Source organism: Mesorhizobium yinganensis (genome assembly GCF_040081985.1).
Taxonomy (GTDB): domain Bacteria; phylum Pseudomonadota; class Alphaproteobacteria; order Rhizobiales; family Rhizobiaceae; genus Kumtagia; species Kumtagia yinganensis.
Genome location: NZ_JBEBMH010000012.1, coordinates 133,637 through 157,793 on the forward strand (window position 1 = coordinate 133,637; position 24,157 = coordinate 157,793).

The following is a 24,157-nucleotide window of genomic DNA, read 5'->3' on the forward strand; positions in this document are numbered from 1 at the left end:
CGCGGACAAAACTGCATTCCCTAGCTCTCCGCACCAGGTGATCGGTACGCCGGCAGGGCCTGCCAATCTCTCTGAACCGATCGACTTCAACCGCGGCCTGCAAGTGGTCTGCTGGCCTCTCATGGATTTCCATGACGTGCGGCCGGGAAGCGGGCCGACTAGAATAGGCCATGAGTTCGCCGGCCAAGAAATCGCGGAGACGTGCTACACCCAGCTTTGACAGTTCCCAGCCCTTCTTTGCCCGGCAGGAGAAGCAGATGACGTCCGTCTGGATGAGCAGGCCGCAATTCGTTCATCTGGGGCTGTTTTTTGCAGCATATGTGTTGGGCTGCGGGTTCGCGCAGGCGCTCGCAATCGTCCCCGGAATAACGGTTTCCATTTGGCCGCCGGGCGGCATCTTCATCGCGACGCTTATCCTTACCTCTCCTCACAGTTGGCCGTGGTGGATATTGGCGGGCTGCCTGGCGGAGATGCTGGCGCAGTTCGTGTGGTTCCACAGTCCGCTGCCTGCCGGCCTCCTGATCTATGTCGGCAACGCCCTCGGAGCGGCTGTCGGTGGAACGCTTGTGAACCGAGCGTGCGGGCGTCCGGTTCGTCTTGAGAGTTTGCAGGCAGTCCTTGCATTCGTTGTGCTCGGCGCTGGCATCGCACCGCTGGTCAGCGCAACGGTCGGAAGCGCTACGCTCGCATGGTTCGGAGTGGAATCGCAAACCTTCACGGCCGTATGGCCGTTGTTTTGGATTGGGGACGCTACCGGAATCCTGCTCGTAGCGCCGCCAACCCTGGTCGCGATTCAGTATTGGCGCGGCAAAACTCAGCTCTCTCGCACGCAGCGGGCGGAAGCCGGCGTTCTGGGCCTGATCTTCCTGGGGGTAGCAGCGCTTTCCTTGAGCGGCGTCTATCTGCCCACCCCCTATATCATCATGCCGCCCCTTCTTTGGGCCGCGGCACGTTTCGAGTTCCGAGGCGCCGCGGTCGCCTTGATGTTGCTTGCCCTCATCACGATGGCACTCACGATATCCGGTGGCAGCCAGTTTGTCGGCGATCCCGAGTCCCAGAGAGAAAGACAGGTCATGCTGCAACTCTTCCTGGCCATCTCGGCATTTTCCGCGCTCATCGTGGCCGCGGTATCACGGCAGCACCAGCAAGCGCTGCTCAAAGTGCGTCAAAGCGAGCACCAGTTGCAGCAGATGATCGACACGGTTCCCGCGTTCATTTGGTGCATGACGCCACAAGGAGTGCCGTCCTACCTGAACAAGCGGGCCAAGGACGTTACCGGCGTCACAGTGAATGACGTTGTCGCGCGGGACGGTTCGCGGTCATTGGCGGCGGTGGTCCATCCCGACGACCTGGCCGCAATGGATGCGGCTCTGTCGCATTCGATCAAGACGGGTGTGCCCTACCTTCGGAAATATCGCCGGCACCAGGCCGATGGCTCGTATCGATGGGTAGAAAGTCGTGCGGAGCCATTGCACGACGAGTCCGGTGCGATTGTCCAATGGTACGGCGTGGCTGTCGACATCGAAGACGTTATGCAGGCACAGGCAGCGCTATCCGATAGGGAGCGGGAGCTGTCGCAACTCGTCGATATGGTTCCAAGCCATGTCTGGCGTCTCACGCCGGACGGTGAGCCGGTCTTCTTTAACAAACGCATGGTCGACTTCATCGGAATGGATGTGGCCGACACAGAAAAACCGGGAATGACTCGGCTGGCGGCGACAATAGAGGCCGTGGTCCATCAAGATGATGTGGCAGAGTTCGAGAATACGATCCGCCGTTGCCTTGTGACCGGCGAGATGTTCGCGATGCGCTACCGCCTGCGCCGTGACGACGGCATTTACCACTGGATGTCGAGCCGGGCCGAGCCGGTGCGGGACAAGGATGGGCGGATCGTTCAATGGTACGGCATTTGCCACGACATTCAAGATCAGGTGCATGCGGAAGAGGCTGTGCGGCAGAGCGAGCGGGACCTTCGAGAACTGGTCGACGTTGTCCCGGTCGCCATTGCATGTCTGGATCCTGACGGCGAGCCCACGTTCTTCAACAAGCGTATGATCGATCTTCTCGGACTGGATTTAACGGACCTGGACGAGCCGGGTGGGACGAGCCGGGCCGCGGCAGTGATCGCGGCTGCCGTCCACCCCGATGACGCGACAGAATTTACGAAAGCATTTAACCACGCTCTTGTTACCGGCGAGGCGCTATCCAGAAGATATCGCCTGCGTCATGCCAGCGGAGACTATCGTTGGGTGGATAATCGTATCGAGCCGCTGAGAAAGCAGGACGGAACAGTTCTGCAATGGTACGGCGTCTGTATCGATATTGATGATCAGATGCGACTTTACAGTGCCGTCGAGGAACGAGAAGCGAAGATTAGGAGACTGGTAGATTCAGATATTATCGGGATTGTTATTTGGGACTTGGACGGACGGCTCATCGACGCCAATGACGCGTTTCTCCGCATGGTCCAATACGACCGCGACGATTTAAAAGCGGGGATTGATTGGTTGGCCATGACGCCTCGGGAATGGCAGGAGGTGCACGCTCGTGAAGAGGCCGAAGAACTCGCCAGGACGGGCAAGATGCAAGCCCGCGAGAAGGAGTACTTCAGAAAGGACGGCAGCCGGGTTCCCGTTCTTATCGGGGCCGCCTGCTTCGAGGGGCAGTCAAGGCAAGGGGTCGCCTACATTCTCGATTTGACCGGACAGAAGCGTTCGGAACGGAGGTTACAGGACCGCGAGCGTGAACTCGCACAGCTCGTCGATACGGTGCCGGTGCAGATCTGGTGCGTATCCCCTGACGGCGAGCCGGCATACATCAACAAAACCATGATGGACTATATCGGAATGAAGTTGGACGATTTCGACGCCGATGGAGGTTTGCCGAGCGCTATCCAGACCATCGTCCATCCAGATGACAAGGCCCCTTTGCTCCAGGCGTTGACCCATTCTTTCAAGACAGGGGAACCATTCGAATTGAAGTTCCGCAACCGTCGACGGGATGGTTCCTATCGATGGACGGAGGGACGCGCTGAACCCCTCCGCGACGAGAGTGGCCGTATAGTCCGATGGTTTGGCGCCAATGTCGACATCCATGATTTAGTGACCTCCCAGGAGGCGCTGCGAGAGAGGGAACGTGCGCTTTCGCAGCTCGTCGAAACGCTTCCGGCAATGATCGACTGCGCAACGCCGGATGGAGAGCCCGTCTATCGCAGCCAGCAACTCCGTCATTTTCTCGGAAACCAGCTCGAAGAACCGGTCGGCAAGGAAAATTCCCGGTTGGTCAGCACGCTGGACGCCGGTGTTCATCCCGACGATCTGGCGACCGTCAAGGAGCACTATGCGCGTTGCTTGCATACGGGTGAGCCGTATGCCCGCAGGCATCGCCTGCGGCGTTTCGACGGCGAATACCGTTGGGTCGAGACCCGTGCCGCGCCGATGCGTGATGCCGAAGGCGTCATCGTGCAGTGGAACATCATCTGCCTGGACATCGACGGGGAAGTCCAAGTGCAGGAGGAACTCCGTCTGGCGCAGGATCGACTTTCGCGCGCGAGCCAGTCGGCGAGCCTTGCCGAACTGTCAGCCTCCATCGCTCACGAGGTGAACCAGCCGCTCGCGGCCGTGATGGCGAACTCGTATGCCTGCCAGCGCTGGCTCACGGCCGAGCCGCCGAACCTCGAGCGTGCGCACAAGACTGTGCAGCGCATCATACGCGATGCCAACGCGGCGGCCGACGTGGTGAGCCGCATTCGCGGCTTGTTCAAGCGGTCCGTTGAGCCGAGGAAGCCGACGGAACTCTCCGGTATCGTTCTTGAAGTGCGCGACCTCATGTCCGAGGAGGCGGTGCGTCGGCGGGTGCGCATCGAGGTGGACCTCGAAGGCAGCATGCCGGCTGTCGCGCTGGACCGCGTACACATCCAGCAGGTTTTAGTGAACCTCATTCGCAACGGCATGGACGCGATGGATTCGGTTTCGGGTGACCGGGTTCTCGGAATCAAGCTGCGCCGCGTGGGGGATCTGGCCCGAACGGAAATAAGCGATCGCGGCGCGGGCATCGAGTTTCCCGATAAGATATTCGAACCGTTCTTCACGACAAAGGCGAACGGGATGGGCATGGGGCTCGCAATCTGCCGTTCGATCGTCGAATCGCACGGCGGACGTCTGTGGGCGGAGAAGAACGAACCGAATGGAGCGTCCTTCATCTTTGCCTTGCCGATTGAAATGAAAGCGCCGTCATGACCACGGATGACTATATTGTCTTTATCGTGGACGACGATGAGCGGCTGCAGGAGGCGCTGAGTGAACTGCTGGAGTCGCACGGCATTCGTGCTGCTACATTCGGATCCGCTGGCGAATACATCGCCGCGGACAAGCCCGACGCTCCGGCATGCCTCATCCTCGATGTCGAGCTGCCCGACATCAACGGCCTCGACTTGCAGAGGCAAATCGCGAAGGGAGATCATCCGCCGATCGTTTTCATAACCGGGCATGGCGACATCCCATCCTCCGTCCGGGCAATCAAACATGGCGCGGTCGACTTTCTCACCAAGCCTTTCAGTGACGTCGACCTCATGGCGGCGATCCAGGCTGCGATCGCCGAGGATCGGGACAGGAGGCTCGCGCGCGCCGAACTGGGCGTGCTGAGGGGACGCTATCTCGAACTGACGCCACGCGAGCGCGAGGTGCTGCCGCTTGTGGTGAGCGGTTTACTCAACAAGCAGGCGGCCGCCGAACTGGGGATCAGCGAAGTCACGCTGGAAATCCACAGGAGGAACGTGATGCAGAAAATGGCGGCGGCGTCGCTCGCCGACCTCGTGCGGATTGCGGAGCGACTGGAGATACCCATTACCCACTCGCGCCGAGCGGGAGGGACCAGGGCGTGACCGAGGTAAGATCCATCGTTGCGGTGGTCGACGATGATCCACGGTTGCTCGAGTCCATGGAGGACTTTCTGGAGTCCGCTGGCTATGCGACCCGCACCTTCCCGTCAGCGCAATCATTGCTCGTCGGTGGGCTGGCGGGCCTAGACGTTCTCATCACGGACATCGGCATGCCCGGAATGGACGGTTTCGAACTTTGTGACCTAGTAAAGAAGGTGCGTCCGGATCTTCCCCTGTTCCTGATTACGGGACGCCACGAGATTGCCGACCTGGACCGAGTCCAGGGCGTCAGCGGATGTTTCCGCAAGCCCTTCGATGAGCGGGTCATGCTGGCAGCGATCGGTAGTGCATTACGCATGACGAAAGATGGAGGTGAGCATGAGAGTTGAGCAGTCGCCGCAGCTACGGAGATCGGCGCCGTTGTCATCGCAGCGCAGAAACGAAGCTGAGCGGCCAGTTGTCATTATTGTGGATGACGATGTGGCAGTTCAGGAGGCGCTGTCCGAATTGATTCTTACCTCCGGGTTCCAGCCTGTCTGTTTTAGCTCGACCCGTGATTTGCTCGATGCCAACGTACTGGATAGCGCCGGCTGTCTGATCCTTGATGTGCGCATGCCGGGAGCGAGCGGCCTCGACCTGCAACGTCATCTCGCCGAGACCGGCAACCCCAAACCAGTCATCTTCCTGACCGGCCATGGCGACATTCCGATGACCGTCCAGGCGATGAAGGCCGGCGCCGTGGACTTCCTTACGAAGCCGGTGCGGGACCAGACGCTGCTCGATGCCGTCATTGCGGGTGTAGCCATGGATGCCGAACGGCGGGCCGTTTCGGCTGTCGTCAAACGCAACCTCGAGCGCCTTGAGACGCTAACTCCGCGCGAGCGGGAGGTTCTTCATCAGGTTGCGAAGGGGCGCCTCAACAAGCAGATCGCCTTCGATCTGGGCATCAGCGAGGTGACCGTGAAACTGCACCGAGGCAACGTCATGCGCAAGATGGGGGCCGCTTCCATAGGCGAATTGATCAGGGCATGGGAGACGTTGCCGGCCACTATGCGCGACGGCGGCGAGGCCAGGACTGCGGCCTGAGCCGATCCCCGCATTGTCCAGCGAGATTCGGCGCACATGAGGAACTGTGCGCCGTCGGCAAAGGGTAAACGACCGGCAGGCCCGAGCGGGCAAGTCGGGAAAAAAAGCTGATCGGGGATGATCGGTCAGCAGGACGCTCAGGTGACGCCAAGGCCGCCATCGACACCGATCACCTGGCCGGTCACCCAATTCGACGTCGGATCGGCAAGATGGACGATCCATCTTGCAACGTCGTCAGGGATGCCTCGCCGCTTGAGCGGTATCTGCTTGCGCTCGGCTTCCTCGATGACTGCGGCATGTTCCGGGGACAGTCCCATCATGCCCGTCAGCGCACCGGATTCGGTTGGGCCCGCCGCTACGGCGTTGACGCGCACACCGAGAGGCGCAAGTTCGAGCGCCCAGCAGCGGGTCAGGTGTTCCAGCGCGGCCTTGCTGGCTGCATAGTGGGAAAGCCCGGCCCCAGGCTTGTGCCCGAACGTGCTCGAAATGTTGATGATCGCTCCTTTCGTGGCGACCAGATGCGGCAAGGCTGCCGTCGCGAGCAAGCTTGGGCCGACGACGTTCACGGCGAAGATCTTGGTGATCTGCTCGGCTGTCGCATCTCTCAAAGGCAGGAGAGCGCCAGCGCCGGCATTGTTCACCAGCACGTCGAGGCGCCCCCATGTGTCGATCGCCGTGGCAATGGTGCGAGCAGCATCCAAGGGCTCCGCAGCGTCCGCGACGAGACCTCTGATATTCAGATGCATGGCGACAATTTCGTCCAGAATTGCCGCGCGGCGTCCGGTGACAAGAACGTTGGCACCTTGCGCGGCGAAGCCTAGCGCCGCGGCCCGGCCGATGCCGGAGCTGCCGCCGGTAATGATGACGACCTTGTTGTGAGGTGTGGACATGATCTCGCTCCTGCCCCGCCTCTGGGCTCTGGGGATAATATTCCTGAGGGAGGTATTGATGCAGGCCAATTGGTCAGCGATAGCCGACGCCAGTGACATAGTTGGAGAGCATCCGCTCCTGCATTTCTTCCTGCTCGAATAGCACTTTCATGGCGTCTCTGATGTCCAGTATGCCCAGAGGCCTGGTGTCGACGTCGATCACCGGAATATTCTGCAGGCTTCGCGCGGCCATCGTCTGCCAAACCTCGTGGACATCGTCCTGCGGGCTGCACGAGATGACCGATCTGCTCATCAGGTCTGACGCCGCCGTCGTCGAAGACGGCGGGCCGGCGAGATGGCGCACCAGGTCGGATTTGCTGAGCACGCCCTCGGTACCTCCGCCCGCGTTGCACACCACCACGAGGCCAATGCCAGGCTTTGAAAGCGAAAGGGCGGCCGCCTGCACGGTCGCATTCAAGTCGATCATGGCCAGGCGCGACGACGTGAGGCCATGCAGTCTGTCGATGAGCACTGCGGTCGTCCTCGGTAACGCGCCGTGCCGCCGGGGTCTTCGAACGCCGGGCGGCGCGGCGCCTTGCTTTTAAGCTTGGCGCGCAATTGCGCTATTATTCCTCGAACGGGAGCACCAACTCGGTGTCGGCTGTATCGACCACGAAAACAGCCAACAGCCTCGCAGGCTCGGTCGCACTGGCATTCTGGCTGACCCTGTGGCGATCGCCGGGATACTCCGACCAACTTTCGCCGGCGTGAAAGGTGGTTACCGGCCCGTCATTGACCTGGCTGTTGATCGCGCCCTCGAGAACAGTGGCATAGATAAAGGCCGACTTCGGGTGCAGATGTGCCGGCGAGCTGCCGCCAGGTTCGTATTGAACGAGCACGCCTCGCATGCTCTTGCCGGGGACGTTGGGAAGCGGATGGTCGTAAACCAGCTTCACGTTCTTGAAAGGCTGCTGGGTCGCGGCATGTTTCTGATCGTCGGCTCTCACGCCCGTGGTTATGAGGGTCAGAAGGACGGCGGCACTGAGGATGGTCCTTTTCATTTTGCGTAGCTCCGTTGTTTGCGGTTTGGTTTGCGGGGTTGATCGCCGGCCGGAGGGGGAGCGGCCGGCGATCCGGCTCTCGCTTAGGGGCAGCGCGAGCCTATGACCTGATGAAATCCAACAGGTCAGGATTCACGACCTGGGCATGAGTGGTGCACATGCCGTGCGGAAATTTCTCATAGACCTTGACTGCCGCGTTCCTGAGCATCTTGGCGGAAAGCAGTGCCGAGCCGGCGATCGGAACGATCTGGTCGTCGTCGCCGTGCATTACGAGCGTCGGCACGGTGATGGCCTTCAAATCGTCGGTGAAGTCGGTCTCGGAGAAGGCCTTGATGCCGTCATAGTGCGCCTTCGCGCTGCCCATCATCGCCTGCCGCCACCAGTTCTGAACGACGCCCGGGATTGGCGTCGCACCCGACCGGTTGAAGCCGTAGAATGGACCGCTCGCGAAATCGACATAATACTGGGCCCGGTTAGCGGCGAGTGCTTCTCGACCTTCGTCGAACACGCTGATCGGAACGCCATCAGGGTTCGCTTCCGTCTGCACCAGATGGGGCGGCACTGCGCCGATCAGAACCAGTTTGCTAACGCGGCCCTGAGGCTGACCGTGTCGCGCTACGTAGCGGGTGGCTTCGCCGCCGCCTGTGGAGTGGCCGATATGCACCGCATTCCTGAGGTCGAGATGCCCGGCCACCGCAGCTACGTCAGCGGCGTAATGATCCATATCGTGCCCGTCGCTTACCTGCGCGGAGCGCCCGTGACCGCGTCGGTCATGGGCGATGACGCGGTAGCCCTTGCCGAGAAAGTAGAGCATCTGGGCATCCCAATCGTCGCCGCTCAGCGGCCACCCGTGGTGGAAAACGACGGGTTGGGCATCCCTGGGACCCCAGTCCTTGTAGTATATTTCGGTACCGTCCCCGGTCGTGATCTTGCTCATGTTCGCTGGTCCCTTGTCTGCGTCGGAAAATGGAAGGTTTTGCTCAGCCTGCGCGACCGCGATCGGCGACATGCCGAATGCAAGCGTTGCGGCCAGGCTGCCCAACAAAACATCGCGGCGAGGTACTCCAAGGGAAAGCGGAAGTTCGTCTTTCATCGGTCCGCTCCAAGATTGTCATTCGCGCGGCATCGGCACGATGCCTGGTCATTGCGGAGACCGATCAGTGTCGCTGGAGCGGAGTGCGGCTGAACCACTCATCGAAACGAATTGGTCCGATGCGTGGATTGTCGCCGGGCACAAGCGAACGGTCGTCCAGTTCCGTACCGAAATAGGGCGCGTGGGGATCGGCCGTCACGTGACGCTGATCGTTCGTCGCCTTCAGGAATCGCGCCACGAGATCGCTCATGCGAACCGGGTCGGGACCGGCGATCTCGAGCACGCCGTTGAGCGGCGGGGAGATGGCGACGTCGGCCATGATATCTGCGACATCGTCCGAAGCGATCGGCTGAAAATACGCCGACGAAATGGTTGCGACGTTGCCGACCGTTCCACCCTGGGCAATGCCCCCCAGGAACTCGAAGAACTGCGTTGAATGAACGATGGTGTAGGGGATGCCAGAAGCTCTGATCAGCTTTTCCTGAGCCATTTTTGCGCGCATATAGCCGCTCTTGGGCAGGCGTTCGGCGCCCACAATCGAGAGTGCGATGTGGTGCGTCACGCCGGCCGCCTTTGCCGCGGCGAGCAGGTTCCGGCCGGAGACTTGGAAGAATTCCAGAACCGCTTTGTCTTCGAAGGACGGCGAATTCGCCAGGTCGATCACAACCTGCGTTCCGGAAAGGGCCTCGGCCAGGCCTTCGCCCGTGATCGTGTTTACGCCTGAGTTCGGTGAGGCTGCGAGAACTTCGTGGCCCTTCCCGCGCAGTCTCTCGACCGTCTTCGAGCCTATGAGGCCAGTGCCTCCGATAACGACGATTTTCATGTCATGCTCCTGTTGTGAATGCGAAAAGATCTGCTTGAAATCTCGGCGACTTCTCAAACCGCCTATCGTCCATTCCTCAATGGGCGAACGGTGCTTCGAGCGGCTCGGTCGACCGCCAGCTTCAGTGTTGCGACGGGCTTCCTCGACCGGCGACGCGGTCGTTCAATGCCCATGAGAATGCGCCTTCTTGGCACGCGAAAATATTGAACCCACGGCTCGGTCGGACGAGCCGAAAGTCTAGAACCGATGCGCTCGAGGGGTGACGGCTTTGCCCGGTCGGGAGAGGGTTAGCAGCGAGCGGGCACGGGCGCGCTGATGGTCACAGATAGAGCGCGGGTCAGGCACGTTTGGTCATGCCCCCTGCTATCAATATCGGGCCGGCGTTCCTCGGCCTCCCCGAACACCAGCAAGCAAACCGATAAAAGCCGCAGCAAGACATATACTGCCGTATGGCTCGCCCTCGTCCTCGATCCAATCGACCTGCGAACACACCTCAATATAGCGTGTCAGCACGACCAATCCGCCAAGTCTAGATCGAAAAACAGCGGGGGTGAAAATGTCGGACACGGAAACAAGATTAGGCGCATCCGGCAAATTATTCTTCGGCCGGACTGGAGATTTGTCCGTTTGCGACCCGCCTGGGGAGCACGCGGCCGCCGGCGTTGTCCATGACCTTGGCAACCTTATTCAGGTCGCAACATCCGCGCTGAATCGGATCGCCCGCGACCCGAGCGTCTCGACGGTTTCGGCTGTCGAGCCTGCAATTGCCAGCGCCGCGACCGCCTTGCAGCGAGCCGGTGCGCTTGTCCGGGAGACCCTAAGCCGAGCCGCAACAAGTCGGCGGACGCCTGAACATGCAAGCATCGTCGCCTGTCTGGCCGAGGTCGAAAAACTCGTCCAAAGCACATCGGCGGCTAACGTCCGTCTTGAGGTTCGCGTTGAGCGAGATCTACCCGCTGTAACGTGTGATTCTCTGGGCGTCCAAAATGCCATCTTGAATCTCGTGTTTAACGCGCGTGATGCGATGCCGGAGGGCGGGTCGATTTCGATAAGCGCCGTCGCGGTCGTCCAGGATCGGGGAACCGTTGTCGAGGTTCAGGTTCAAGATCACGGCATCGGGATGACGCGCGAGACCGTGCTTCGCGCCTTCGATCTGTTTTTCACCACCAAGGGAACGGGCCTGGGCGGCGTCGGACTGCCCATGGTGAAACATTTTGCCGAGCGCCACGGCGGTCGCGTCGACATTCAAAGCGCCCTTGGGGAAGGCACCACGGTGACATTGCAGCTTCCTGCCACGCAGACCCAGCAGGATTGACTGGAAGCCAATGGGGCGCCGGCGTGGGCCGCCCGGTCATTCTTTCCCACACGCCGTTTGCGGCAGATGTGGCTTGTTTTTGCAACCTTCAGCAGGTGCAAACACTCGGGACCAATCAGATCGATGGGGGTTGCGGGTCTGATCATATGGCGGATCGAAGGGGCCCCGGGAATCGACACGAGCTTGGTCCTTCAAAAAGCTCGGATATGGACAGGGATGAGGTTTCGGGGGCAACGCCAGGCTCGGTTCGTAACCATGGATTGATGTCTAGCCCTTTGTCCGACTCGCCTTTGGCGTTCCCAGAACATGTTTGAATGGAACGGCGCGAAAGACGGTCTGAATGGCCTTGAGCATCGCCATCCTCGAACTCACGTGTTGCGGTCCCAGCGTGCCGTCTTCGGCGAAAGCTGACATCCGGCTCGACAGGATCGCCGCGAGATCCTCGGCCATTTCAGGCCGAGCCAGGAGAAGAGGAGCGAAGCTTGCCTGATCGATCTCGTAGACCACGACGTGACTCATGGCACGCAGCGTCGACATTTCGCCCATGCCCGCCAGCAAGCCGGTTTCACCGAAAAAATCGCCGGGGGCGAGACTGCCGATTTCTTGAAGCGGAGTATCCGCCTCGCTCCTCTCACGCACGATGACGCCCGCCCGCACGATCATCAGCGACGGCAACATTTCGCCTTGTCGCGCGATGATTTGGCCCTTGCGGTAGGTGCGCACCATGGTCGTCGCCGCGAGAGCTTGCTGCTCGTCCTGCGTCAGGCGCGAGAACACCGGAATGGCCCGTATAAGATCGATCGGCGCGGCCTGCGGAGGGCTTGCTGTTTCCTCTGAAGGCAGATCGGCCATCGAAACCGAGGCGGTCGGCGGCATCGCAAGCAACAGGCCGGCGGACTTGGAATGCCGATAGACCAGATCATAAACCTCGTTCCGCGCCGCGATCCGCTGGCCGATCGTCGCGACTCCGAAAACCAGCTCGAGCTCAATCGCGATCGCATCCAGTCCCTTTATCTTGACCAGCGGCGGCGGTTCCTTCTGGATCGAATTGCAGCTCACCAAGGCGGTCTGCATTACGTCCGCGATGACGGCAGGCATTTTTGTCGGCGCCAGCCGCACGGTCACGGAGAGCCCGTGGCTCTCGTCCGGGTGGCTGACATTGGTAAGCCCGAGCTTGGCGAGAAAGCTGTTCGGAAGGGCCACGACATTGTGGTCCGAAGTGAGCAGATGCGTCGACCGCCAATTGGTCTCCACAACCCGCCCTTCGGTGCCATCGCTCAGCACGATCCAGTCGCCGAGCACATATGGGCGGCCGAGATTCAGCGCAATGCCCGAAAATACGTCGCTCAGCGTGTTCTGGAGCGCCAGTCCGAGGATAATGGCGAAGACGCCTGACGTAGCCATCAGCGTTCCCACTGGCACGGCAAAGACGAAGGCAAGAACCGACAGCAACATTCCGACATAGACCACGCCGACGACCAGGTCTTGCAGGAGTCGCGCCTCGCGTGGCTTGCGCTCAACGACCAGATACAAACGGACAAAACCGATCAGCGCCCAGGCGAGATGGAGCCACCAAAGCAGCTTGACTGATCCAACCAGGATCGCATCCGCGGTAGCGATGCTTCCGTTTGGGGTCTCGTATGGGACGACATGCCGGTCGAGCAGCATGGCCGACATTGCGAGGAAAAAGCCAATCTGGACGATCAGCCGTGCCTTGACGAGACGTTTGGGAATGAGATGCCAGACGACGATTCCGGCCAAGCCGACCGACACGATGTAAAGGAGCGGCGCGCTCGATCCTTTCAGGATTGTACCCAGGTCAAGCATGTTCTCAGCGCCTCTTTTCCAACACTGCCTCCGTGATCGAATTCGGCAGTCGATGGGGCGTCTCGATCGGGCCGAGCAGCGGCATAACGATGAGGCCGAAGGCGAAGCAGTAGGCGTCGTTCAGATTCCGTGGGACGGGATAGGCGATGAACTGGTCGTGCACCATCCGCGGCACCGGCAGGCGTGTGTCGAGCCATCGCCCGATACTGCTCTTGGGCGCGTAACTCGGTTCGCCGCTCATCGCTTTGCCTCCGCTCCTGGACTTGCCGGTATCGAAGTCGGCCGGCGTTTCTTGGCCGGCCGACTTCGCCGCGGACGGTCATGACCAAGCCGAGCGGTCAGTATTCCCAGGGACCTGGCACCCACCGAAAAACATCGCCGTCGACCGCCACATGGCATACGGAGGGGAAGGACAGGTGAGTGGCGACCAAAGACTCGCGGTTCGCCGCCAGCTCCCGCAGGAGACGGACACGGACGCGGGCCGCCTCTTCGGGATCATGTTCGAACCCATTGTGCCAGTCTGGATGGTCGAACCCGACCTGGAACACGGCATCGCCGGCGAAGGTCAGCCGGTTTCCTCCGGACGCCAGCCGGACCACGCTGTGCCCGGGCGTGTGGCCGCCAGTGCGTTGGACCAGCACACCCGGCGCCACCTCGTACTCATTCTCGAAGGTCCTCATTCGGCTGTGGTATTCCTCCAGGAATCGCTTACCCGTGCGCTGAAGCGCCTCGGGAAATCCCGGCGGCATGGAGACCCTGGAGAAATCGGGAGCCTCCCAGAACTTGGCCTCGGCGGCAGCCACGTGAATCCGCAGGTCCCGACGCAGTCGGTCCCTCACGCCATCGACGAGCAGCCCGCCCACGTGGTCCATATGCAGATGGGTCAGCACCACGTCGGTCACGGATGCCAGATCGATGCCGGCGGCCTCCAGTCGCTGGGCCGTATGCCCGGCCCGCGGCAAGTCCGGGAACTCCACTCCCATTCCGGCGTCGATGAGTATGGTTCGGCCGCCGCTGCGCACCACGACCACGTTTAGCGCCCATTCGAGCACATCCGGCGGGAGGAACATGTCCTCCAGCCAGGCCGCCCGAACAGCCGGGTCGGCGTTGTGGCCCAACATCGCACCCGGCAGCGACAGCACCCCATCGCTGACCACCAGCACGTCAATCGCGCCGACCTTCAGCGAGTAGCGAGACGGAACCAGTTCAGGTTCCGGCCTGCCGTGGATGTGTCTCGTGTTCACCTTGTCGACACAGTGTCTGATCGACGGCTGTGAGCTGCTTTCAAAGCTCATATTGTTCTCCTGTTGCTCCGCAAAGCTCATGTTCGTCTCCTGCTGGCTGCCTCATTGACGGCCGTATCGGCCAATTCCGCCGCTTGCCCACCTGGATCTCCATGCAACTCAAAGGCCGGGCATCCGGTGTCTGCTGACACAGATTGCGATGTCTCGACCTACGCGGCCATTGAACGGAAGCGTTGGTCCGGCAATGCGAAGGTCTATGGCGCGCTCGTTTTGCGCAGAGGTGATCTGGCGCTGGGTCGAACTCGCCGTTTCGACCGGCGAGCGGTCACCGTGCCTCTTGTCTGTCAGCGGTCCACTGTGAATGTGAGACGTGACATGCCTCGCTGACTGGCTGGAGCCTGTCCGACAACTGCCTCAAGGCCGGGCGCGTTGCCGTGCGACCCGTCCCCCAGGCGGTCGATGATGGCCGCACAGCGACCACCTTTCATGCCGCCGCCAGCACAGCGATCGACATGGCTGGTCGAGCGCTGGGCCTCTGTCCCGGTTGTGGAGGGGACATCCTGAACGCTCGATAGATTGCAGGGACAGATAATCATGGTTCGATTCTCGACGGCGAACTTGTTCACACTGAACGGGCGCTCAACGACGGGCGCTCAGTAATCCCACCAAGCCGGCACCCAGCGAAAGAGATCGCCGGCGGCCGCGACACGGCCGACGGACGGAAACGGCAGGTGCGTCGACACCAGCCAGGCACCGGTCGTCGCCAGTTCCTTCATCAGAGCGAGCCTGACGCGCGTAGCCTCCTCGGGATCGTGTTCGAAGCCGTTGTGCCATTCGGGGTGGTCGAACGAGACTGGGAAAATCGCGTCTCCGGCGAACATCAGCCGGTCGCCGCCGGAGGTCACGCGAACCACGCTATGTCCAGGAGTGTGACCGCCGGTGCGGGTAACAACCACTCCCGGTGCCACCTGCTGCTCGACCTCGAAGGTGTGCAACCGGTCACGGTATTCCGTCAGGAAGCGCTTGGAGGCACTCCGGGCAACCTCGGCGAGCGCCGGCGGCATGCCGGTGCGGGAGAAATCGGGAGCTTCCCAGAACTTGGCCTCAGCGGCCGACGCATGGATGCGAAGGTCATCGCGCAATTGTTCCTTCACCCCATCTACCAGCAGCCCGCCGACGTGATCAAAGTGCATGTGGGTCAGTACCACATCGGTCACCGAGGCAAGATCGATGCCCGCGGCCGCCAGTCGGTGGCCAAATTGCCCGGCTCGCGGGAAGTCCGGAACCTCCCCTCCTATCCCACTGTCGATGAGTATGGTCTGGCCGCCGCTGCGCACCACGACCGTGTTCAGCGCCCAATCGAATGCCTCTCGTGACAGAAACAAGTTGTCGAGCCAGGCGCCCCGAACAACCGGGTCGGCATTGGTCGCCATCGACTCGGCGGGTGGTGTCAGCACGCCGTCGCTTATGACCATCACGTCGATCTCGCCGACCCGCACCGCATAACGCGACGGAACCAGTTCGTCGGGTCCTAGTCTGACAGGTTGCGAAATGTTGCTCAGGCTCGGGTTTGTGTTCACGATTGCCTCCTGCTGATCGACATGTCTCAGCCGTGTCAGCCTCATCCGCCGCCCGTTTCCACGGTCCGGCAAACTCGGCTTCACCGACCGCCGCTTGGGGTGGCAGGAATTTGCGCCGGTTCGGCCCGCGCAGCCATCGACCGGAAGCATCGGTCATTCCCGGCGAAGGGCCATGCCAGGCTCACCACAAGCATGGGTGATCTCGTGCGAATGTCCAATTGGCCACTTGGCCGAATGCAGGGCGGCCGTGCCGTTTGCCTGTCGGCGGCAGCCCCAGCGATAGGAAATCCTATCCCGCGATATCAGTCCCTTACGGCCTTGGTCCAATCAAAGGTCTGCCTGTCATCCCGCCCCGGCACGAACGCCAACCGCACGAAGGTGCCGCGACCGGAGGTCCGCCGCTCGCGTTGCCCGCCTGCGTGATTTGCCAGTCTCGACGCGTAGCATGGCCGACAGCTTGTCGGCACAGCGGTCGAGTGTGCTCCAGAAGCGTTGACTGGCAACGGGCCAGAGTCCACCTTCCCGGTGATCAGACCTCCCTCAGACTGCGGAGAGTCGAACGGCTCGGGGGCATATGCGGGACAAGGAGAAAGCAAGCCGGAGTGACGCGCGCTCAGGCGAGGCCCACAACGCCAGCGTGGATCTGATCGCGGTGGTCGTGGCGGTCCCGAATCAAGGGCCGAGCGTTCTCACCGTCGGACAGGGCAGCACCCTTCCCTCGGGACCCTTCGAACTTGGCCATCGCTCGTTGCAATCCGGGCTGAGGGCATGGGTGGAGCATCAGACCGGCCAGCAACTCGGCTATATAGAGCAGCTCTACACATTTGCCGATAGCGACCGCGCTGGTGCCGACAGCGACCGGGCTGGCGAGCGACACCGGCAGCGGGTGATCTCGATCAGCTACCTTGCCTTGACCCGCGCCGAACATGCCGCCGACGAGGCCAGGCGCGCCTGGCGGCGCTGGTACGATTATTTCCCATGGGAGGATCATCGCTCCGGCATTCCGCCGATCATCTCGGAGGTTCTGCGGCCTCGCCTGCTGGCCTGGGCGGACAATGCCGGGCTGGACCCGTTGAAGCGCGAGCGCCGGCGGCGGGCCGCGTTCGCGTTCGGCTTGGACGGCCGCGACTGGAACGAAGAGCTCGTCTTGCAGCGCTATGAGCTGCTTTATGAAGCAGCCCTCATCGAAGAGGCGATGCGCGGATCCGAGGCGACCGCATCGCCACCGATCTCCGGGACCGCGATGACAGCCGACCATCGCCGCATCCTGGCCACGGGGGTCGCGCGGCTGCGCTCCAAGATCAAATACCGGCCTGTCGTGTTCGAGCTGATGCCGCCCGTGTTCACCCTCCTCCAGTTGCAGCGTACCGTGGAAGCCCTTTCCGGACGGCTGGTCCACAAGCCAAATTTCCGGCGCCTCATCGAGCAGCAGGATCTTGTCGAGGAGACCGGCGAGACGACCGCCGACACCGTCGGGCGGCCGGCAAAACTCTTCCGGTTCCGTCACGCCGTTCTCGACGAGCGGGCGGTCGCAGGGACAAAATTGCCGCTGTCCCGGACTTGACATCCATTATTCTCACAGTAAGTATATATCCAAATTATACTCACTTAGAGCATAATTGGAGCGCCGATGCCCACTTCCCTGCCTGCCCCCGTATCGCTCTATGAGCGCGTGCAACGGGTCATCCCGGCAATCGAATGGCCGGCCTTCACCGACGACATCGAAGCCATCCTGGCGCTGAAGCGCGAGCGCAACGCCGTCATCCTGGCCCACAACTACCAGACGCCCGAGATCTTCCATTGCGTGGCCGACATCGTCGGCGACAGCCTGGCGCTCGCCCGCAAGGCGATGTCTATCGAGGCGGACGTCATCGTGCTCGCCGGCGTGCATTTCATGGCCGAGACGGCCAAGCTGCTCAATCCCGGCAAAACCGTGCTCATTCCTGACCTCGGCGCCGGCTGCTCGCTGGCCGACTCGATCACGGCTTCGGATGTGCGCCTGATGCGGCAGTGCTATCCCGGCGTGCCGATCGTGACTTATGTCAACACCTCCGCCGCAGTGAAAGCCGAGTCCGACATCTGCTGCACGTCGGGCAACGCGCTTCAGGTGGTGGAATCGCTCGGCGCCCCGCGCGTTATCATGCTGCCGGACGAATATCTGGCCAGGAACATCGCCACGCAGACCGAGGTCGAGATCATCGCCTGGAAGGGACATTGCGAGGTGCATGAGCGCTTCAGCCCCGCCGACATACGCGAACTGCGCGAGGCGCATCCCGGCGTCACCGTGCTCGCCCATCCGGAATGCCCGCCGGAGGTCGTCGCGGAGGCGGACTTCGCAGGCTCTACGGCAGCGATGTCCGATTATGTCGGACGGCACAAGCCGGCGCGTGTCGTGCTGATGACCGAATGCTCGATGAGCGACAACGTCGCCGTCGAGCATCCCGAGGTCGACTTCGTGCGTCCATGCAATCTCTGCCCGCATATGAAGCGCATAACGCTCGCCAACATCCGCACGGCGCTCGAACAGAACCGCCACGTCGTCACCATCGATCCGAATGTCGCCGAGCGGGCACGCCGGGCGGTCGAACGGATGCTCGCCATATGATCACGCACCACCTCGACGGCCGTCCGGTGATCATCGGCGGCGGGATTGCGGGACTGATGACGGCGCTTCATCTTGCGCCGGAACCGGTCGTCCTCATCTCGAAGGCCCCGCTGGGAAACCAAACGTCCAGCGCGCTTGCCCAGGGCGGCCTCGCGGCGAGCCTCGGCAGCGATGACAGTCCGGACCTTCATCTTGCCGATACGCTCGCGGCCGGCGACGGGCTTTGCGACGCGAACGCCGCAAGACGGGTCGTCGACGCGGCCGCTCAAGCGATCGGATTTCTCGAACAACTGGGCGTCGGCTTCGACCAGGCGCCGGACGGCACGCTCCTGCTCGGGCTCGAAGCCGCCCATTCGTGCCGGCGGATCGTACATGCCGGCGGCGACGCCACCGGCCGTGAACTGGTCCGCGCGCTGGTCGCCGCCGTGCGAAGGACACCTTCGATCACGATTGTCGAGGGTGTCGAGCTCCGGCGCCTGTTCGTCGAGGACGGCGCAATCACCGGTGTGCTTGCCGTCGGAGACAGCGACGCCATCTCGCTTCCGACAGGCCGCGTCGTGCTCGCGACCGGAGGCATAGGCGGCCTGTTCGACCATACGACCAACCCGCTCGGCTCGTTCGGCCAGGGCCTGGCGCTTGCCGCGCGTGCCGGCGCCGAACTCGCCGATCTCGAATTCGTGCAGTTCCACCCGACCGCGCTCGACGGCCCGAGCCGTCCGATGCCGTTGGTCAGCGAAGCGGTGCGCGGGGAAGGCGCGATCCTGGTCGACGAACGCGGCCGGCGTTTCCTCGCCGATACGCCCGCCGGCGAACTGGCGCCGCGCGATGTCGTGGCGCGGGGCGTATGGCGGCAGTTGGGCGCCGGACATCGTGTGTTCCTGGACGCCCGGAGCTGTCTCGGACCGAAATTCGCCGAGCGCTTTCCGGCGATCGCATTGCTCTGCCGCGAGGCCGGCATCGATCCCGCCATGCAGCCGATCCCGGTGCGTCCCGCGGCTCACTATCACATGGGCGGCGTGGCCGTGGATGCCGAGGGCCACAGCTCGGTTGGCGGCCTGTGGGCCTGCGGCGAGGTCGCCCGCACCGGCCTGCACGGCGCCAACCGTCTTGCCAGCAATTCACTCATCGAAGCCGTGACGTCCGCCGCGTGGGTCGCGACAAGCGTCGCCGCAACGCCCCTCGCCTCGCCCAGACGGCCGAGACCGGCGATTGTGCCGCCGCGACCGGACGCTGCGAGCATCCGTCCGATCGCTTCGCGCGCGCTCGGCATCGAACGCGACGGCGGGACGCTGCGCCAGGCGGCGAAGGTGCTGGCGCCGATTGCAGCCGGCCATGACAGCGCGTCCGACCCCGCTCTTGCCGCGCTGATGATGACGGTTGCCGCGCTTCGGCGCGAGGAAAGCCGGGGCTCGCATTTCCGGACCGATTTTCCCGGGCAACATGCCCAGCCGCAATCGCCTCGGCTGACGCTCGACGAGACGCTCGAGGCGGCGGCGATCCTTGCCGACACGACATCCGCTTCGGAAGCACTGCTGGACAGGACGGCTTGACCATGACGCTGACACCGCTGCCGCGCGTGATGATCGAGCCACTGGCGCGCGCGGCTCTGCTCGAGGATCTGGGCCGCGCCGGCGATATAACCGCCGACGCGATTGTCCCAGCGGATGCGAAAGCGACGATGGTTCTTGCGACACGGCAGGCGGGCGTGGTTGCCGGTCTCGACGTCGCCGCCCTCTCCTTCGAGCTGATCGATCCGCGAACCGAAGTCGCCGTCATTCATTCCGACGGCACGGGCGTCTCGCCCGGCGACGTCATCGCCACGGTGCGTGGGCCTGCCCGCGCGCTGCTGACGGCCGAGCGGACGGCGCTCAATCTGCTTTGCCACCTGAGCGGCATTGCCACGCAAACCGCGGCGGTCGTCGACGCCGTCCGGGATCACAAGGCCAAGATCGTGTGCACGCGAAAGACGACGCCCGGCCTGCGCGCCCTGGAAAAATACGCCGTTCGCGCCGGCGGTGGCGCCAATCATCGTTTCGGCCTCGACGACGCCGTACTCATCAAAGACAATCACATCGCGATCGCCGGCGATATCCGCACGGCCATAGAGCGCGCGCGGGCGGCGGCGGGCCACATGGTGAAGATCGAGGTGGAGGTCGACACGATCACGCAGTTGGAAGTGGCGCTCGCGGCAAGCGTGGATGCGGTCCTGCTGGACAACATGTCCTTGGAACAGTTGACCCAGGCGGTGGCGATGGTCGGCGGCCGCGCGATCACCGAAGCTTCCGGCCGGGTGACCGCCGAGACGGCGCCGGCGATTGCCGCCACCGGCGTCGACCTGATTTCGGTCGGCTGGATAACCCACAGCGCGCCGATCCTCGATATCGGATTGGACATTGCGCCCTGACCAGGGCGAACTGTTCCTCCAATTTTGGCACGGCTGCGGATCTCGTGCCGGTCGCCGAACCGCACCTGAGCGCGGCCCTCGGTTGTTCAGCGGAGTAATTGCGGATGGAACCGGGATGCGTCGCAGGCGGTCCAATATATTCCGTCCAACCACGCGCCCTCCTTCAAGGATGCTTCGCCTTGCGGGCCGTCGTCTTGGCGGCGCGCCGTTCCTTGATCGCCGGCTTGTCCGTCAGCCTGCCGCCGACCTTCACAGGTTTCAGCGCATGGCCTTTCGGATCAATGGCGAGGTGCAGCGTGCGCGAGAAGAAGCCGCCGCCGATGTCGGCGCGGCCGATGTTGATCACCGTGGCGTCCGGACCGCCCTCCTCCAGAACTGAAAACACACGGATCCTGGTGTCGGCGTCCAGCGTGTCCAACGCCTCGTCGATGACCACCCAGCGCGGCCTGTGCAGCGCCAGCCGGGCGAAGGCCAGCAGCCGCAGTTCCTCGTCGGTCAGTTCCCGTTCCCAACGGGTATCGCGGTCGAGATGCGCCGCGAGCCGGCCGAGGCCTGTTTTCGTCAGGGCCGACACGAGGTCCGCGTCGGTGAATTTTTTCGATTCCTCGACGGGATAGGAAAGCACGTCGCGGAGCGAACCCGGCGAGAAATACGGGGTGCGCGGAACAAAAGTCACGGCTTGCCCGGCCGGCAGTTCGACGCGGCCTCCACCCCAAGGCCACAGGCCTGCCAGCGCGCGGAAAAACAGCGTCTTTCCGGCTCCCGGCTTGCCGGTGATCAGCACGCGCTCGCCCGCCGCAATCTCGGCATGCGTCTCCGAGAGCCGCGCGCAGCCGTCCGGCGAGGAGACTTCGAGATTGTCGAAAACCATCCTGTCGCCTTCGGCCGGCACGAAGGCGATCCGCTTCTCCACGTCGTGGACGTCTTCGATCTTCAGCAGAGCCGAACGGAACGAGGCGACGCGAAGCAAGGTGGCGCGCCAGTCGGCAATGCCGCCGATATTATCGATGAACCAGCGCAGCGAGGCATGAACCTGGGTGAACGCCGCCGCCGCCATCATCAGCCCGCCAAAACTCAGGTCGCCGGCAAAATAGACCGGCGAGGCAATCACGATCGGCGCAACCACCGTGATCCATCCGTAGCCGGCCGTCACCCAGGTCAGGCGCACGGTGGCGAGCGCGATGCGTTTCGTTGCCGCCAGCACAGCGGCAAGGTCGAGTTCCAGCCGCCGCCGCTCCTCGCCCTCGCCTGCCGCCAGCGAGATCGAATCGACATGCTCGTTGACCCGCATCAGCGAAAACCGCAGTTCGGCCTCGCGCGAATAGCGCTCGCTGTTCAGGTTGATCAGCGGCCGGCCCGCGAGCCAGCTCAGGAACGAGGCGATGCCGGCATAAAGCACCGCGGCCCACACCATGTAGCCCGGGATCTCGAACGAGTGTCCGGACCAATGAAAGACAAAACCCTCCGAAAGCGACCACAAGACGCCGACGAAGCTGACGAGCAGGATGCTCGCCTGAAGCAGCCCGACGCCGAGATCGGTGGAAAGCTCGGTGAGGTGGCGCGCATCCTCATGCAGGCGCTGGTCGGGATTGACGCCGATGGCGCCGGCCTTGGCAAGCCGGAAGGCCCGCCGTGGCAACATCCATTCGCCGATCAAGTCGCGTGTCAGGCCCTCGCGCAGTTTTATGCGCAGCATCTGGTTCAGCCAGGTCTGGGTGATGTTGAAGACCAGGAGCACGCCGGCGATCTCGGCGAAAACCACCAGTTGATGGAAGAACGCCTGCAGGTCGCGCCGCTCGATCGAATCGTAGAACGGCCGGTTCCAACTGTTGAGCAGCACCTGGCCGAGCGCGGTCGCCACGATGACGACGAAGATGCCGGCCATCAGCCAGAGAATGGTGTTGCGCACCGGCGAGGCCATGAAGGCCCGCCACATCATCATAAGCTGGTCGCGAAAACTTTCGTCGCCGACCGTGATCACCGCTTGCCCGTCCGTCTTGTCGTTCATCCGAAACACCTCGGCAAACTGCGTATCGACGCCGCCCGACAACCGCCGTCATCGATGGATGAGGTGGCGTGTCGTCCTTCATAAACAAAGCCAATGCAAAGTGCATGTCGGCAATCGATCTTGAAAATGGGCCAGCGAAATTGCTGCGGCACTCTGCGGGCAGCACGGATCGTCTTCACGCCGTGAAATCCGCCGTGGCCGTCGACTCTTCGCCCGTCGTGTACGGCTGGGCACCGTCAGGACGTGTCGGCAGGCTCCAGCGCCCAAACGGCGAGGCCGTGGAGGACGTCCAGGACGTCGTGGACCTCATGAGTGGGTTTGCGCCGCCAGCCGGGCGGGTGGCCGGGTTTCAGGGGCCACAGGCGGTGGAAGCGGGTCGGCTTGCCGGGCACTCTTTTCTTTGCGACCGCGCCAGCCTCTTCCCGTCGTTGTGCGACAAAAGCCTCGCGGCGCGCACGCCAGCGGGCAAAGCGTTTTGCCTGGCCGGGCAGATCGTCCAACGCGGCGGCCAGCGCTTGCAGGCGGAGCGCAAGGCGCGTCGCGTCGATCTGGTCACGCGGCGATGGCGGCGGCGGGAGCGAATATGGCTCGGCCACGCCCGGAAACAGGATGCGTGGGGCAGCATGTGCCGGCACGTAGCGGCGGTGGACGCGGAACGGGTTCCGCAGCGGATCGAGCAGCGGCAGGCTGAGCGTTTTCGGGCGGGCGGCACGGATGGCCGCGGCCCGTCTCGCCGCGGCGGCGGCGGCGAGATCGGCGCGTGAAAGCGTGACGGCGATGCCGAAGCCGCGCAGCAACGGCTCCATGGATTTTGGTTTCGGGTTTCGCAGGCGAGGCGGCGGCAAGGTGACCGTGAGACCACGCGCGGCAACGACGATCAGTCTTCGCGCCGCCGCTTCAGCAGGATGCAGCAGTTTGAGGATGGCGCGGTAGAGGCGGCGAGGAAGGGTAAGTGCCGGGGACAGTTTACTTTTTTCCGCTCGCGCGGGCCTGAAAGCGGCTGCGTCCTTCCGCGCAAAGAAAGTAAACTGTCCCCCAGCGCCAAGCCCGGCACCGACACCCAGCCCAGCCATCGCAACCAGCATGGCCAGGATGCGCTTCAGCGCTTCCCGGTTCTTCTCGATCGCCGCATTCCAGTCCATTGCCAACACTGCCCTCTCCTTTCCACAGGCGATGCAATCATCGCTCCTGTGAGGGAGAGCGGGGACAGAGCTGAGAAAAATCATCCTGACGGATGCTGACAACCGTCAATGCCGGGGACGTCTTTGGGGCGAGCCACGATGCGCGCTTTCGAGAGGTTGATCCCAGCGTTCTTATGCGATAACATGACAATCGTAGTTAACTTTTAGCCGCGGACGCAGCA

20 protein-coding genes are annotated in these 24,157 nt (G+C 62.8%); 9 read left to right on the forward strand and 11 right to left on the reverse strand.

Annotated features, from left to right (window positions below):
• Positions 1 to 257: 257 nt before the first annotated feature.
• From ABMA59_RS21360 to ABMA59_RS21375, 4 genes are read left to right on the forward strand one after another with little or no spacing between them, the layout of a single operon-like run.
• On the forward strand, positions 258 to 4,238 hold the full coding sequence (locus ABMA59_RS21360; RefSeq protein ID WP_349007411.1) for a PAS domain-containing protein: 3,981 nt from the start codon (positions 258 to 260) through the stop codon (positions 4,236 to 4,238).
• Positions 4,235 to 4,882 (forward strand): response regulator transcription factor, encoded by a 648-nt coding sequence (locus ABMA59_RS21365; protein WP_349007412.1) that lies wholly within the window; start codon positions 4,235 to 4,237, stop codon positions 4,880 to 4,882. Before ABMA59_RS21360 ends, ABMA59_RS21365 begins: the two co-directional genes overlap by 4 nt.
• Positions 4,879 to 5,268, forward strand: a complete 390-nt coding sequence (locus ABMA59_RS21370) for a response regulator (protein WP_349007413.1) — start codon at positions 4,879 to 4,881, stop codon at positions 5,266 to 5,268. The genes ABMA59_RS21365 and ABMA59_RS21370 overlap by 4 nt, the downstream gene beginning before the upstream one ends.
• A complete protein-coding gene (locus ABMA59_RS21375; RefSeq protein ID WP_349007414.1) occupies positions 5,258 to 5,965 on the forward strand; it encodes a response regulator transcription factor in 708 nt (235 codons plus the stop codon). The genes ABMA59_RS21370 and ABMA59_RS21375 overlap by 11 nt, the downstream gene beginning before the upstream one ends.
• Positions 5,966 to 6,102: 137 nt before the next feature.
• On the opposite strand, the gene ABMA59_RS21380 is transcribed toward ABMA59_RS21375, so the two are convergent.
• The 5 genes from ABMA59_RS21380 to ABMA59_RS21400 all read right to left on the reverse strand — a co-directional run bounded on the left by ABMA59_RS21380 (position 6,103) and on the right by ABMA59_RS21400 (position 9,811).
• Positions 6,103 to 6,855: an SDR family NAD(P)-dependent oxidoreductase gene (locus ABMA59_RS21380; RefSeq protein ID WP_349007415.1), complete on the reverse strand. Its 753-nt coding sequence runs from the start codon at positions 6,853 to 6,855 to the stop codon at positions 6,103 to 6,105.
• A 73-nt stretch (positions 6,856 to 6,928) separates the two neighbouring features.
• Entirely contained in the window at positions 6,929 to 7,366 is a 438-nt protein-coding gene (locus ABMA59_RS21385) for a CBS domain-containing protein (RefSeq protein WP_349007416.1), read from the reverse strand.
• 94 nt (positions 7,367 to 7,460) lie between these two features.
• Complete coding sequence (locus ABMA59_RS21390; protein WP_349007417.1) at positions 7,461 to 7,895, reverse strand: cupin domain-containing protein; 435 nt, start codon at positions 7,893 to 7,895, stop codon at positions 7,461 to 7,463.
• Positions 7,896 to 7,995: 100 nt separating this feature from the next.
• On the reverse strand, positions 7,996 to 8,832 hold the full coding sequence (locus ABMA59_RS21395) for an alpha/beta fold hydrolase (RefSeq protein WP_349007445.1): 837 nt from the start codon (positions 8,830 to 8,832) through the stop codon (positions 7,996 to 7,998).
• 220 nt (positions 8,833 to 9,052) lie between these two features.
• The gene (locus tag ABMA59_RS21400; protein WP_349007418.1) at positions 9,053 to 9,811 is read right to left on the reverse strand and encodes an SDR family oxidoreductase; all 759 of its coding nucleotides are present in this window, start codon (positions 9,809 to 9,811) and stop codon (positions 9,053 to 9,055) included.
• 556 nt (positions 9,812 to 10,367) lie between these two features.
• On the opposite strand from ABMA59_RS21400, the gene ABMA59_RS21405 reads away from it, so the two are divergent.
• Positions 10,368 to 11,126: a sensor histidine kinase gene (locus ABMA59_RS21405; protein ID WP_349007419.1), complete on the forward strand. Its 759-nt coding sequence runs from the start codon at positions 10,368 to 10,370 to the stop codon at positions 11,124 to 11,126.
• Between the two features lie 267 nt (positions 11,127 to 11,393).
• On the opposite strand, the gene ABMA59_RS21410 is transcribed toward ABMA59_RS21405, so the two are convergent.
• The 4 genes from ABMA59_RS21410 to ABMA59_RS21425 form a co-directional block, all read right to left on the reverse strand.
• Entirely contained in the window at positions 11,394 to 12,953 is a 1,560-nt protein-coding gene (locus ABMA59_RS21410; protein ID WP_349007420.1) for a cyclic nucleotide-binding domain-containing protein, read from the reverse strand.
• A 4-nt stretch (positions 12,954 to 12,957) separates the two neighbouring features.
• Positions 12,958 to 13,194: a hypothetical protein gene (locus ABMA59_RS21415; protein ID WP_349007421.1), complete on the reverse strand. Its 237-nt coding sequence runs from the start codon at positions 13,192 to 13,194 to the stop codon at positions 12,958 to 12,960.
• 97 nt (positions 13,195 to 13,291) lie between these two features.
• Positions 13,292 to 14,278: an MBL fold metallo-hydrolase gene (locus ABMA59_RS21420; protein ID WP_349007422.1), complete on the reverse strand. Its 987-nt coding sequence runs from the start codon at positions 14,276 to 14,278 to the stop codon at positions 13,292 to 13,294.
• Between the two features lie 572 nt (positions 14,279 to 14,850).
• Positions 14,851 to 15,822 carry an MBL fold metallo-hydrolase gene (locus tag ABMA59_RS21425; RefSeq protein ID WP_349007423.1) on the reverse strand — a complete coding sequence of 324 codons (972 nt, stop codon included), beginning with the start codon at positions 15,820 to 15,822 and terminating at the stop codon, positions 14,851 to 14,853.
• A gap of 529 nt (positions 15,823 to 16,351) precedes the next feature.
• Here ABMA59_RS21425 and ABMA59_RS21430 point away from each other — a divergent pair.
• The 4 genes from ABMA59_RS21430 (at position 16,352) to nadC (ending at position 20,786) form a co-directional block, all read left to right on the forward strand.
• Positions 16,352 to 17,341 carry an NUDIX hydrolase gene (locus tag ABMA59_RS21430; protein WP_349007424.1) on the forward strand — a complete coding sequence of 330 codons (990 nt, stop codon included), beginning with the start codon at positions 16,352 to 16,354 and terminating at the stop codon, positions 17,339 to 17,341.
• A 66-nt stretch (positions 17,342 to 17,407) separates the two neighbouring features.
• Complete coding sequence (gene nadA / locus ABMA59_RS21435; RefSeq protein WP_349007425.1) at positions 17,408 to 18,382, forward strand: quinolinate synthase NadA; 975 nt, start codon at positions 17,408 to 17,410, stop codon at positions 18,380 to 18,382.
• Positions 18,379 to 19,932, forward strand: coding sequence for an L-aspartate oxidase (locus tag ABMA59_RS21440; protein ID WP_349007426.1), 1,554 nt, complete (start codon positions 18,379 to 18,381; stop codon positions 19,930 to 19,932). Before nadA ends, ABMA59_RS21440 begins: the two co-directional genes overlap by 4 nt.
• A gap of 2 nt (positions 19,933 to 19,934) precedes the next feature.
• Complete coding sequence (gene nadC / locus ABMA59_RS21445) at positions 19,935 to 20,786, forward strand: carboxylating nicotinate-nucleotide diphosphorylase (RefSeq protein ID WP_349007427.1); 852 nt, start codon at positions 19,935 to 19,937, stop codon at positions 20,784 to 20,786.
• Positions 20,787 to 20,949: 163 nt separating this feature from the next.
• Here the strand turns inward: nadC and ABMA59_RS21450 are convergent, their stop codons facing one another.
• Together ABMA59_RS21450 and ABMA59_RS21455 are read right to left on the reverse strand one after the other, a co-directional pair.
• Positions 20,950 to 22,794, reverse strand: a complete 1,845-nt coding sequence (locus ABMA59_RS21450) for an ABC transporter ATP-binding protein/permease (protein ID WP_349007428.1) — start codon at positions 22,792 to 22,794, stop codon at positions 20,950 to 20,952.
• Between the two features lie 236 nt (positions 22,795 to 23,030).
• Complete coding sequence (locus tag ABMA59_RS21455; protein ID WP_349007446.1) at positions 23,031 to 23,936, reverse strand: hypothetical protein; 906 nt, start codon at positions 23,934 to 23,936, stop codon at positions 23,031 to 23,033.
• Positions 23,937 to 24,157 lie beyond the last annotated feature (221 nt).

Excerpts from the sequence above, each read along its gene's own strand:
- ABMA59_RS21360 (WP_349007411.1), top strand. The coding sequence starts at position 258 with ATGACGTCCGTCTGGATGAGCAGGCCGCAATTCGTTCATCTGGGGCTG.
- ABMA59_RS21365 (WP_349007412.1), top strand. The coding sequence starts at position 4,235 with ATGACCACGGATGACTATATTGTCTTTATCGTGGACGACGATGAGCGG.
- ABMA59_RS21375 (WP_349007414.1), top strand. The coding sequence starts at position 5,258 with ATGAGAGTTGAGCAGTCGCCGCAGCTACGGAGATCGGCGCCGTTGTCA.
- ABMA59_RS21380 (WP_349007415.1), bottom strand. The coding sequence starts at position 6,855 with ATGTCCACACCTCACAACAAGGTCGTCATCATTACCGGCGGCAGCTCC.
- ABMA59_RS21390 (WP_349007417.1), bottom strand. The coding sequence starts at position 7,895 with ATGAAAAGGACCATCCTCAGTGCCGCCGTCCTTCTGACCCTCATAACC.
- ABMA59_RS21395 (WP_349007445.1), bottom strand. The coding sequence starts at position 8,832 with ATGAGCAAGATCACGACCGGGGACGGTACCGAAATATACTACAAGGAC.
- ABMA59_RS21400 (WP_349007418.1), bottom strand. The coding sequence starts at position 9,811 with ATGAAAATCGTCGTTATCGGAGGCACTGGCCTCATAGGCTCGAAGACG.
- ABMA59_RS21405 (WP_349007419.1), top strand. The coding sequence starts at position 10,368 with ATGTCGGACACGGAAACAAGATTAGGCGCATCCGGCAAATTATTCTTC.
- ABMA59_RS21410 (WP_349007420.1), bottom strand. The coding sequence starts at position 12,953 with ATGCTTGACCTGGGTACAATCCTGAAAGGATCGAGCGCGCCGCTCCTT.
- ABMA59_RS21415 (WP_349007421.1), bottom strand. The coding sequence starts at position 13,194 with ATGAGCGGCGAACCGAGTTACGCGCCCAAGAGCAGTATCGGGCGATGG.
- ABMA59_RS21420 (WP_349007422.1), bottom strand. The coding sequence starts at position 14,278 with ATGAGCTTTGCGGAGCAACAGGAGAACAATATGAGCTTTGAAAGCAGC.
- ABMA59_RS21425 (WP_349007423.1), bottom strand. The coding sequence starts at position 15,822 with ATGAGGCTGACACGGCTGAGACATGTCGATCAGCAGGAGGCAATCGTG.
- ABMA59_RS21430 (WP_349007424.1), top strand. The coding sequence starts at position 16,352 with ATGCGGGACAAGGAGAAAGCAAGCCGGAGTGACGCGCGCTCAGGCGAG.
- nadA (WP_349007425.1), top strand. The coding sequence starts at position 17,408 with ATGCCCACTTCCCTGCCTGCCCCCGTATCGCTCTATGAGCGCGTGCAA.
- ABMA59_RS21440 (WP_349007426.1), top strand. The coding sequence starts at position 18,379 with ATGATCACGCACCACCTCGACGGCCGTCCGGTGATCATCGGCGGCGGG.
- nadC (WP_349007427.1), top strand. The coding sequence starts at position 19,935 with ATGACGCTGACACCGCTGCCGCGCGTGATGATCGAGCCACTGGCGCGC.
- ABMA59_RS21450 (WP_349007428.1), bottom strand. The coding sequence starts at position 22,794 with ATGAACGACAAGACGGACGGGCAAGCGGTGATCACGGTCGGCGACGAA.
- ABMA59_RS21455 (WP_349007446.1), bottom strand. The coding sequence starts at position 23,936 with ATGGACTGGAATGCGGCGATCGAGAAGAACCGGGAAGCGCTGAAGCGC.